The organism is Paramylibacter kogurei (genome assembly GCF_002742285.1).
Classification (GTDB): domain Bacteria; phylum Pseudomonadota; class Alphaproteobacteria; order Rhodobacterales; family Rhodobacteraceae; genus Amylibacter; species Amylibacter kogurei.
The window spans coordinates 291,487-298,011 of the sequence record NZ_MDGM01000003.1; the positions used below are offsets into that span (position 1 = coordinate 291,487).

Below are 6,525 nucleotides of genomic sequence, written 5' to 3' on the forward strand. Positions count from 1 at the left end.
GGATAATGTCCTTTGCTTATCAGCGTTTTACTGTGCAAAGGCCGCGTAATCAACCGTTCAACGTGTTAAGATGTCGCTCACCTTTAACGCGCGCGTGTTTGAGCCATCCACCTTTAACTTGCCCTTCATCACGGCCATCATTGGGTTTTGGCTCCCATCCAAAATCGCGGCAAAAACTTCGGGTGCGGCACTCAATGTCACATCGGCGTCTGCATCACCCAATGTGGCCCCGTCTTCGGTCAAGATTATGGTGGCAAGATCGGTAAAAACCAATTTTGCACTGCCGCGAATGTTCCCGCGTGCTTTGCTATCCAACAGGGCGACGATGTCTTCTATGGTATGTGTCATGTAATTCTTTCCAAAGTTTTTAATCCGCTAACTCAAATGACCCAACCAAACAATTCTTTCGTGACGACATTAAACGCGGTGATAGGGGCTGTTATTTAAAATGCTGGCCGCGCGGTATAACTGTTCTGCAATCATTACGCGTACCAACATATGTGGCCAAACCATTTTGCCAAAACTGATGCTGAAATCCGCTTCTTTGCGCAGATCGGGTGCAATGCCATCTGCGCCCCCAATAACAATGGCAATATCACCACGCCCTTGGTCGCGATAATTGGCCAGTTGATCTGCAAAATCGGGGCTGGAAATCACCTTGCCGCGCTCATCCAGCGTGATCAAAACCGCACCTTTGGGAATGGCACGGCGCAACAGCGTGGCTTCCTCAGCCATGCCGCTTTTCTTGGCTTCCATTTCATGCACAACAACAGGGCCAAGGCCTATGCCCCGTCCCGCTTTGTTAAATCTATCAAGATAGTCGTCGATCAATATGCGTTCGGGCCCATTTCGCAATCGGCCAATCACGCATAGTTGCACGCGCATTTATGCGTCCGCTGGTTCGGCTTCGTCAGGCAACCACATCTTTTCGATCTGGTAAAATTCGCGCACTTCTGGACGGAACACATGAACGATAATATCGCCCGCATCCACCAAAACCCAGTCGCCCGTGCCTTTGCCTTCCAGCTTTGCGATGATCCCTGTGGTTTCTTTGATCCGCTGCAATAACTTTTCAGAAATTGCGGCCACTTGGCGTGATGAACGGCCAGATGCCACAACCATATGATCCGCCATGGAAGATTTTCCAGACAGGTCGATGGGAATGATATCCTCTGCTTTGTCATCTTGAAGTGAATTCAAAACCAAATCGAGCAAAGACATGCTCGGGATGTTTGTCGCATTTGCAGCCTCTGCTGCATCAACAGTTCTAGCCAGAACCGTATCCTCCGTATAACGCACCGATCCTTGGTGCTAAGGTATCTCCAAACTAACAGAGCAACGATCTATCGACAAGGCGAAACACACGGACGTGATCCAGCCCCATCCATAAGGTTATTTCTCCAAATGTTAAAAATATCCGCGCCGCAGGCAAAATCCATTTGAAGGTGACGAGATTAAGGAAACAAAGTAGATCTGATAGTCTTCTTAGAGCCTAAACCTACGTGGCACCCAGCCGCTTCGCAATCTCTCGCAAATCATCCGTAATCGCAAATTTTTCTAGATTTCTTTCATCTGGTGGCCAGTCCATCCAAGCCTTGGTTGAATCGCGAAATGCGCTCAATGCGCGATCATAAAAAGCGTCAAATTGGCTCTCTGGCAACATCCGACGAATGTCATCGCGAAGCGTGCCAAAGACTTGTCTTGGGCCATGTTGACCGTCCACAGAAACCCTTTGGACCAACAAATCGGCCATGGGTGCAATCAAGCCGTATTTGTTAAAAAGGGCGTTGATGCTACTACGCGTGTGCACTTCGTGACCCAGATCCCATACGTTCATAAGACGGCTGTATAGGGGAAGCCATTTTTTATCACGCATGGCCAAACAAAGAACTGCACTTTCGCCAAGGGCAACGCCGCCTTCATTTTCCCAAATCCCTGGTTTGTTACCCCAAGTATCAGTGTTTTTTTGAGAGATATTTTCAATGATGCTGACCCATCTTTCAACAACATCCCATCCTGCGTCCAACGAACCAACATGTAGCCAAAACCAACCAGGTTGAAATGCACTTAGCAATTGTTTCTGTTCAACTTCAGATGCCGTAGGCTCGATCGCCAGAATGTTCCAATCTTGCAAAGGCAAACCATTTGATTTGATATCATCGATGATCACCGCGTGCTGAAAGATCAGATTTGCGTATTCGACGGAACACTTAGAAAGACTTTGTTCAAAAATATCAACAACCGCATTTGCTTGTTCTATGCTCTGAACCGATGGTGCCGAAATGCAAAAATAAGGAAAACCAGAGCGCTCGCTAACTTCAACTGTTGTCATGAACATCTCCACAAATAGTTACGCTTAAAAACAACAATCAGTTTTACAAAACAAATATATTATACACCAACAAACCATATCAAAAACCACAGAAACGTGGGTTTTTTGAATATATGTTTGTGGGTTTTTGTGAATACAGACACTTGGTGCCCAGGAGAGGAGCTCGATGGTACAACATAGTCCCTATGTTTCAAAGGGACTTTAAAGTCCCTAATTTGATTTTGTGTAACTAATTGTGGTACTATCAACTGTGAGACTTCTTGAGGCTTTTGAAAATTAGTACTTTAGGTTCGTACAATCTCCATTAGCGGTTCAAATGCATACATTGCGGCTCTCCTTCCTGACGCTGGAATGATTTCTATTAAGAGTCCTCTATCTACAAGTGAGCGAGTAAATTTGGCGGCAGTTGCTTTCGGAATACCACTTTGCCTTGTGAATCTATTGTTTCTAAAGATTGGCTGACTGAAAATGAAGTCTTGAGCTACTGTCGCCCATTGTGAAGCTAGTACCTCACGAAATTCATCCTTCATTTCTTCATATAGCTGACTAATTGCGCTTGCTGTTTGGAGGTTTCTATTCGCCTGCTCGCAAATCGCTTCTAACATAAAGACACACCAGCCCGTCCAATCGCCTTCCGTAGATACGGCTCGCATTCTTTCAATGTATTCTTCTTTTTGCTCTTCAAGATAGGCGCTGATGTAAAAATGCGGTTGGCTTATTACACCCTTTTCCCAGAGGCTAAGTGTTATTAGCAGTCGCCCGATGCGCCCATTGCCATCATTGAAAGGGTGGAGTGCCTCGAACTCTACGTGTGCGATAGCGGATATTAGCAGTGGTAGAAAATCGTCACTATTCATAAAGGTCACTAATTTTTCGATTGAGGGGGCTAACTGTTCGGGAGAAATCGGTACAAATAATACTTTACGTGTTCGATCATCGCCTATGTAGTTTTGATCTTTTTTGTAAAGCCCAGGGGATTTTGCCGCCCCACGACCAAAGCTTAATAGGGTTCGGTGCGCTTGTTTGATAAGTGATTCTGAAAGTGGTTGCCCATCATTCATCGCTTTTTGCGCGGCCTTAATTGCGGCACCAAAAAGAGCGACTTCGAAGGCCTCGTAGCGTGTCTCTGAACCTAATGGTTCGTCTACCTCGTCATGGTCAGCTTCGTACCTCATCACCTCGTCCAATGTGGATATGGTGCCCTCCATCCTAGATGATACTAGCGCTTCTTGACTGCGTAATGGCGCAAGCAAAAACTCACTATTATGCAAACTTTTAAGCATTTGGTCATAACGTGCGAGGGCATCTGTGGCCTTTGCTACTGGTTCGATTAACTTGGAGTAATCAAGCTCTGTCGGCGGAAACTTATTGTAATGGTATTTTACGGCGTCTGTGAAATCGTATTCTGCAATAGGTCTGCGCATTTGGGCCTCTTTAGTTTGTGTCTTCAATTCTAAGCGATTTGATTCACAAAGTTGATTGAGTTGCATATATACACGTCAAATCGACTTGTGTCTCTAAAAATGTTAAAATAGATACACAAAAACTCTTGTGTCTCCAAAAGGGCCATCAAAGGGTGTTGGGTCTCCAAAGAATCCAATAAACATACACAAAGTCGCAATTTAGGTGTTTTCTACTAGATGAGTACTAAATGTGGTGTGTGGTGCCTTGGCCTAAAAAGGCATCTAACAATGATTGAAAATCCACGGCTAAAACGGCAATGCTCTTCAGCATGGTTCGCATTAAAATCAGCTTGGCTATGTCTTTGTCGTCTCGTTCGTGTGTATTTTTAGCACCTTCTATGGGTTAATCATTTTGCCAACCAATAAATATGCCTGCAAGCTTTGATACTTCGTCTGACGCCATGTCTGCGACGTTCTCAAACTCACAACCAATAGCAGTGTAAAATTCGCCAATTGTTATATTGTGGTCACGAATTAACTTGGCGACATCCAATAGTATGCGCTCATTGTTTTCTGTCATGTTATTCTCCTTATTTGGACTATTTTATCAAACAGCTCATAAACGTGAGACTGTCCCACGCTGTAAATTATTCTTCTAGCCATGTTGAGCCACACGGAATTGTAAGTATGCCGTATACTTGTACAATTGACCTAAAAAGAGTCAAACTACTACAGTCCACATAAGGAGAATACATTGCCGAAAGATGTTGCAAATTCAGTACCAGAAGTTTTTGAGGGGCAGGACTTTAAGATCATTGTACATGATAGGTGCTGGAATTTCGATTATGACAGCTACTATATTATGGAACCAAGTGAATCAAATAGTGGCGGTTGGGAAGTTTGGGAAGCAGAGTGGTTGGATGCCGAGATGAAGAAAGCTGACTTGAAACATGTATTACTTGAGGCCCATGGAAAAGCGTTTGCCAAAATTAAAGACTTACATCTGGCTTTATCATTTTTACCTATAGGGTTTGGTTGCGGTTACAAAGACGGCCTGAAGACAATGAAGCAAGCCAATAAGTTTGCCTTTCAATCACTGTCTGGTGAAATAGATTGTGCCGATCTTATTGAGGCGGCGGGTCAGTGGCATCACCCCAAAGACAAATCAAAATAAATGGCCACCCAAGACACACTTGGATTGCATCTCAGGTGATTACAGGGGACCTCAAAACTACTCGCGCAGCCTATCAAGCGTTCCCTATGGTTTAGGTATTTACTATATGATGTTGTGAGCCGTTGGTGCCTTAACTTTCAATCGCTCTATAATGAAGAGCAGGCCGAAGCTCCTCAATGCATTTAGCTAGAAACTTTGGTAGCACCCTGCTCCCACACAAGGCGAGGCGCTCCCTTTAAACGGGGAGATTGTTGCATGTTGATGACTGTGTTGAAGATTTTCATTTTGGTTTCCCTTTATTGATTTAAAGGGGGAGCGAGACCTACCCGCAAGTGGATAGAATAGCACCCTCCCACCTTAAAATCTAAATGCTGAATCCTGTCAAGTGGAAGGGGTGATTGGTATACAAAATGTACACTTATGTTAAGGATACCCTAAAAGCTCCCTTTCAAGTGTCTTCGCAGGTATCCAGCTCCTCATTAAAGACACCATGATCCTCTAGGACACGCTCAACGAGTAACTCTAGTAGTCGTGGAGAATACTCGCCTACCCCTAGCAAGAAAGTATCAAGATCACTCAAAAGGCTTTTCCCGAAAGTACGACCCAAAGCCTTTCCAATCTCGATGGCTTTCAGCTTCTGTTCGTCTGGCGTAAAGTCCCCAACCGCTTTGCCTCCATTTGCTGTTTCCAATGCTTCTGCCCAACTCAAGTCTATTGGGCTGGATAAACTGATCACTTCATCGTTGGTAAAGCGCTTCAATTCCATCTCAGACAAAGCACGGTAAGTCTTCCGCATGTTCCCTACTTGCGAGGCACTTGCAGTAACCAGTTTAGTCAACTCTCTCTTTGACAACACCCACTTCCCATCTTCAGCCGCATCAAGACAAACTCTTCTCCAAGCCCCATTGCTTCGGGCGGTGGCGGTGAGTGGTTCTGACACCTTTTTATTAGCCTGAATAGTAACGTCAAAGGCCTCTTCAAAAGTACCCTCAAAGACCTCTACTGGCACTTCAAAGTTATCTTCTGTCTCGCCCACCTCATCAATGTATTTGAGATAGGCGGCGTGGCGATGGTGTCCGTCGAGAATGAGCCACCGTTGGCCTGAGAACCAAACTGTAATTGGGTCTAACCTATTGTCTGGTTCCCCCCTCAAGTTTCTTAAAAGGTTATCGACATGGTAAGGGATAGTGCCATTGTGATTGCTGTAATCCAGCTCCCTTTGTTGGAATACCTGATCCTCGATTTCAAGTTTAGATAGGGGTAACTTTCGGGGTCTCTGCTTTCGTATCGTTTGTGTGTTGATCTCTGATTTAACACGGGCAACGACCTCAGTTCTGTTTTGAGGGCTCCAATCATTATCGTCTTCAAAGAGTGGGATAGAGGCATCAAGTTCATCAGACATAGCTTCATACCCCACAGAATGTTTGACGATCTACGCATGTTGTCTAGCCCCATTTTTCTGTACCACTAATTTTGGCTTTCTCTAATAAGGTTTCTGGAACTGGCGGGCGCATATTCAATGCCTGGTGTGGCCTGATGTGGTTATATTCTCTGAGCCACAGATTTATAGCCACCTGTGCTTGCCTGACACTGTGGAACCATTCGGCGTTTAGCAC

General features: G+C 45.0%; 9 protein-coding genes. 1 reads left to right on the forward strand and 8 read right to left on the reverse strand.

The window, feature by feature from the left end:
- Positions 1–57: 57 nt before the first annotated feature.
- The 6 genes from BFP76_RS02045 to BFP76_RS14600 all read right to left on the reverse strand — a co-directional run bounded on the left by BFP76_RS02045 (position 58) and on the right by BFP76_RS14600 (position 4,315).
- Complete coding sequence (locus BFP76_RS02045) at positions 58–348, reverse strand: SCP2 sterol-binding domain-containing protein (RefSeq protein ID WP_099591498.1); 291 nt, start codon at positions 346–348, stop codon at positions 58–60.
- A 69-nt stretch (positions 349–417) separates the two neighbouring features.
- The gene (rlmH, locus tag BFP76_RS02050; protein ID WP_099591499.1) at positions 418–885 is read right to left on the reverse strand and encodes a 23S rRNA (pseudouridine(1915)-N(3))-methyltransferase RlmH; all 468 of its coding nucleotides are present in this window, start codon (positions 883–885) and stop codon (positions 418–420) included.
- The gene (rsfS, locus tag BFP76_RS02055) at positions 886–1,299 is read right to left on the reverse strand and encodes a ribosome silencing factor (RefSeq protein WP_420818647.1); all 414 of its coding nucleotides are present in this window, start codon (positions 1,297–1,299) and stop codon (positions 886–888) included.
- 199 nt (positions 1,300–1,498) lie between these two features.
- On the reverse strand, positions 1,499–2,332 hold the full coding sequence (locus tag BFP76_RS02060; RefSeq protein ID WP_099591501.1) for a hypothetical protein: 834 nt from the start codon (positions 2,330–2,332) through the stop codon (positions 1,499–1,501).
- A 284-nt stretch (positions 2,333–2,616) separates the two neighbouring features.
- Complete coding sequence (locus tag BFP76_RS02065) at positions 2,617–3,756, reverse strand: Fic family protein (RefSeq protein ID WP_099591535.1); 1,140 nt, start codon at positions 3,754–3,756, stop codon at positions 2,617–2,619.
- 382 nt (positions 3,757–4,138) lie between these two features.
- Positions 4,139–4,315: a hypothetical protein gene (locus BFP76_RS14600; RefSeq protein ID WP_165775631.1), complete on the reverse strand. Its 177-nt coding sequence runs from the start codon at positions 4,313–4,315 to the stop codon at positions 4,139–4,141.
- A 174-nt stretch (positions 4,316–4,489) separates the two neighbouring features.
- Here BFP76_RS14600 and BFP76_RS02070 point away from each other — a divergent pair, with 174 nt between their 5' ends.
- A complete protein-coding gene (locus tag BFP76_RS02070) occupies positions 4,490–4,909 on the forward strand; it encodes a hypothetical protein (RefSeq protein WP_099591502.1) in 420 nt (139 codons plus the stop codon).
- Between the two features lie 448 nt (positions 4,910–5,357).
- Here BFP76_RS02070 and BFP76_RS02075 read toward each other — a convergent pair whose 3' ends face one another.
- Positions 5,358–6,311, reverse strand: a complete 954-nt coding sequence (locus BFP76_RS02075; protein WP_099591503.1) for a hypothetical protein — start codon at positions 6,309–6,311, stop codon at positions 5,358–5,360.
- 43 nt (positions 6,312–6,354) lie between these two features.
- Positions 6,355–6,525 (reverse strand): integrase core domain-containing protein, encoded by a 171-nt coding sequence (locus BFP76_RS14810; protein WP_099591504.1) that lies wholly within the window; start codon positions 6,523–6,525, stop codon positions 6,355–6,357.

Excerpts from the sequence above, each read along its gene's own strand:
- rlmH (WP_099591499.1), bottom strand. The coding sequence starts at position 885 with ATGCGCGTGCAACTATGCGTGATTGGCCGATTGCGAAATGGGCCCGAA.
- BFP76_RS02060 (WP_099591501.1), bottom strand. The coding sequence starts at position 2,332 with ATGACAACAGTTGAAGTTAGCGAGCGCTCTGGTTTTCCTTATTTTTGC.
- BFP76_RS02065 (WP_099591535.1), bottom strand. The coding sequence starts at position 3,756 with ATGCGCAGACCTATTGCAGAATACGATTTCACAGACGCCGTAAAATAC.
- BFP76_RS02075 (WP_099591503.1), bottom strand. The coding sequence starts at position 6,311 with ATGTCTGATGAACTTGATGCCTCTATCCCACTCTTTGAAGACGATAAT.
- BFP76_RS02045 (WP_099591498.1), bottom strand. The coding sequence starts at position 348 with ATGACACATACCATAGAAGACATCGTCGCCCTGTTGGATAGCAAAGCA.
- BFP76_RS14600 (WP_165775631.1), bottom strand. The coding sequence starts at position 4,315 with ATGACAGAAAACAATGAGCGCATACTATTGGATGTCGCCAAGTTAATT.